At 63.6% G+C, this 3450-nt stretch carries 1 protein-coding gene; it reads right to left on the reverse strand.

Translation table 11 applies throughout. The features are described from left to right. On the reverse strand, positions 1-3430 hold a 3430-nt coding region (gene xopAD / locus ALO43_RS30695; RefSeq protein WP_328586975.1), incomplete at its 3' end, for a XopAD/skwp family type III secretion system effector. Between the last annotated feature and the right edge of the window lie 20 nt (positions 3431-3450).

Raw genomic sequence — 3450 nt, forward strand, 5'->3', positions numbered from 1 at the left:
GCAGCGAGTGTAGCGCGTCTTGCATGACGCCCGCAGCCATCGTCGGCATGTTCTGCAGGTCCACCTGGGTCTGCTCGGCGTCGAAGCGACCATCATGCATGGCCCGGGCAGTCACCTTGCCATACGGTACGCTGCGAACCCGATCAGCGAACCCTCGCTCGGATCGTTCGCACGACTCAACGATCTTGGCGAACAGCGCAGTGCCGGTGTCGGACTTCAGCGCATCGGTGCCCACCTTGATCGCGATGGTGAAGAGGTTGCGCATGCTCAGTTCCGGCTCTCCAGGGATGAGCCCCGGTTGCCCGGCCGGGAATTGCGCGTGCGAGAGCCTGCACACCGGGTAGTTGTCGATGATGGCGTGAATCCGTGCCTCAGTATCAGGCGCAGCAAGGTACGCCTGGGCGAGGCGTGGGAAGGCCTCGCCCAGCGCATCCGGCAATGGCGGCACTTCGGCTCGCGATGATGCCCCCGGCTCCAGTCGAAGCAGTTGTGCATGCAGGAGCTCGGCGGCTTCACGTGCCTCGGGCAGGTGGGCGCGCCCGATGGCGTTGTATGCCTGGTTGCGCAGTTCCGTCAACACCTGAGGATCTCTGGCTTTGCCGTCGAGTGCTACACGTAGACCGTTACGCAGGTCGCGCTCAATGCCGTCATAAGTGCCGAACATCATATTGCGCGCCATTGCCTCACGCAGGTGGTCAGGCTGCGCCATGAAGCGCGCTGCCAAGGTGCTGGCCGCCCCCATGATCTGGCCGCCACGTTGCAGAGACATGATCTCGGACAGCCGCCCCGCCTGGTAATAGCCGTTGTCAGGATCAATGGCCGGCGTGGCCGTTTTCGGCGGCTTGAAGGAACGTGGCTGGCCGCGGCGTACCTCACGATCGGCCATCTCGCGCGAAATCAGCGCGGCCAGCTTGGGGTAGCCCGCGTACACGAACGCGTCGTCGCCGTCGGTGTCCATGTTGCGCTTGCGCAGTTCCGGGATAGGCAATGCACCCATGCGTCCGGGCTCCACGATGTCCTTGAGCCGCAGGCTGCCGGTGCTGAGCATGTTCTGCGGCACGGCACTGCGGTCGCGACCGGTCGTCCAGCGTGACAGGGTCTTGAGATCCTCTTTCGAGCAGGCCAGGTCCATGTCCGCGAAATTGGCCGGCCAGTTCTTTGATGGCACCACGATGAGCATGCCCTTGCTGTGCAGCATCTCGGCGTCGCTGCCCGATCCGTCGTCGAAGCCAGTGTAGCTGTACTGGATACCAAAGGACTGCGAGAGGAATTCGGCGGTGGCGTCGCTCTGCGCCACTGTCGCGACGCGTTCTTCCGGCACGGGCAGCAGGTTCTCCTTGTCGTAGGGCGGCTTGCCGATCAGCAAGGCGCCACCTGCGGCGTCGAAGGCCTGGCTGCGCTCGCTCGGTAGGTGCACCTTGTCGTCGGCAGCAGGCACCGCCCTGACTCTTTGGCCCTGGTAGCCGCCGCTGGTGGTCAGTTCGTACAACGTGAGTTGACTCAACTCCGACGGCAGCGCCTGCAACCGGCGCTGCATCGCCTCGTGCGCCTCCTGCAGTGCCGCCTCGTCACGTGGGAAGTGCTGCAGCGCCTGCGGTGCCAGCCGCGTGGGTCCCTTATCCTTGGCAATAAGGTCACGCTGCTCCTGGCTGGCCTCACCGGCCTGCACTGCTTGCCAGGCAGAGAAGTACTCACGGAAGGCCGGTATGCGTAGAGCCACCTCCAGCTTCAGGAAGCCGCAACCATCGTTGGGGCACAGCGCCAATGCATGCCCGTCCGGTGCTGTTGGCTTGAACGGGTGCGCAGGGCCGCTGACGTCTTCAAAAAATCCCAGACGCAGTGTGCCCTCAATGACGTGATCGGTCGGCACCATCTCTAGTAGCGAGCGCTGCATCCGCGACCAGTCTTCGCGCTGCGGGGCAAGCTTGGCGATGAGCTGCATCAGGCTACTGCCCGGCGCGGTGTCTGTATAGCGCATTGCCGGCAGCAGCGACGGTGCTCCGGATGTGCCGGACAGCAACTGGGCGGGGCGACTCATGTGGCCTCGCGTGGCGCGGCTGCCGCCGAACATGTCAAAACGCCAGGGTTCGTTCTGGTAGGTGAGCGTACGCGCGAGCATGAACGTCGAAATCGCCCCAGGCAGTTGGACCTCCACCAGCGGCAAGCCCGTCAGCCGTGTAAATAGCGAGTACGGCTTGTTCGTCTCGGTCGCATTGGTCGACACTTCCTTGCCACGCAGATCGACCACGATGTGGGTCGTGCTGCCGTTGCCGGGTGCCGGCGCAACGGGCTCGCCGGGTGCCGACCGCATGCTCAGGCGCCCGGCGTCAAGATTGAACTGGCTCGGTGGATGGGCCTGCGTAATCTTCGCTGCTTCCTTCGCGAGGCGCAGGTCCAGGGCGTCAAATACGATGTCACCGGCCTCGATCTGCGCGATCAAGTTCCAGCTCATCTCGCCGAGGTCCTCCTCGATGGCCTCGCGTGTCCGCTCCAGCGTCCTGTCAACCCATTTCCCCAACTCTTCGCGACGTTGGCGAATTTCCTGGCGCGAGCCTTCGATGTGGCGCGGCTTGCATTGCCGGCTCACCATGCTGTAAGCCTTGAGCACCTGGAAGAAGGTCAGCGCCGGGCATCGAGTGGCGCACTGTTCGGGATCGTTCGAAGACAGCGGGACACCGCCGGTAAGGTACAAGTCGATCTTGCGCTCGATGATGGGCTGCAACGTATTGAACACGCGCAATGCGTGCCCCCGATGGCGAGAGGTCAACTCTGGGCTGCGGATCAACGGCAAAAATCCCATGCACAGGCTGCCGATACCCTCAAGGTTGGTTTCCCGTAATCCGTCGTCCTGCGCGAGCATCGCAACCCGCTCCAGGGCCGACCGCGCCAGCGGACGCATCTGGCGATGGAGTTGCGCCGATGAAAGGGCCTTGAAGAGCATACCAATGTCTTGCGCGGAGGCAGACTCAAAACGCTCACGGTGCAGCTCCAGGTGCCCGGCCATTGCCAGCAGTTTGGCGCGTCCCAAAATTTGGAACTGTTCCTCATCCAGGTGCAGCAGACGGGACATCGCGTTGGCCACCATGGCGAGCCCACGCATCTCGAACTGCTGCCACGGCAACTCTGCCGAGCCGGCGCGTTCGGCGAGCAGCAACACTGCCGGATGACACGCCGGCCTTCCGAGGCATCTGCTCAGCGCATTGAGCGACACAGCCACCTGGTGCTCATCCATGGCTTGTCGCAGATCGTTGTCCTCCGCCAGCCTGCCGGCCAAGACATCGGTAGCACTCTCGCAATTCGCACGTTCGGGCCATTTGCTCAAGGCGTTGAGTGCTTGAGTCACGCCGATAGGACTGAGGGCGTTGCGTAACTCGCGATCATTGGCCAGTCGCGAGGCCAAGGCGTCAGCGGAGGCCTGGCAGACGTCCACGTCGGGCCATTTGCTCAGGG

Source organism: Pseudomonas tremae (assembly GCF_001401155.1).
Classification (GTDB): domain Bacteria; phylum Pseudomonadota; class Gammaproteobacteria; order Pseudomonadales; family Pseudomonadaceae; genus Aquipseudomonas; species Aquipseudomonas tremae.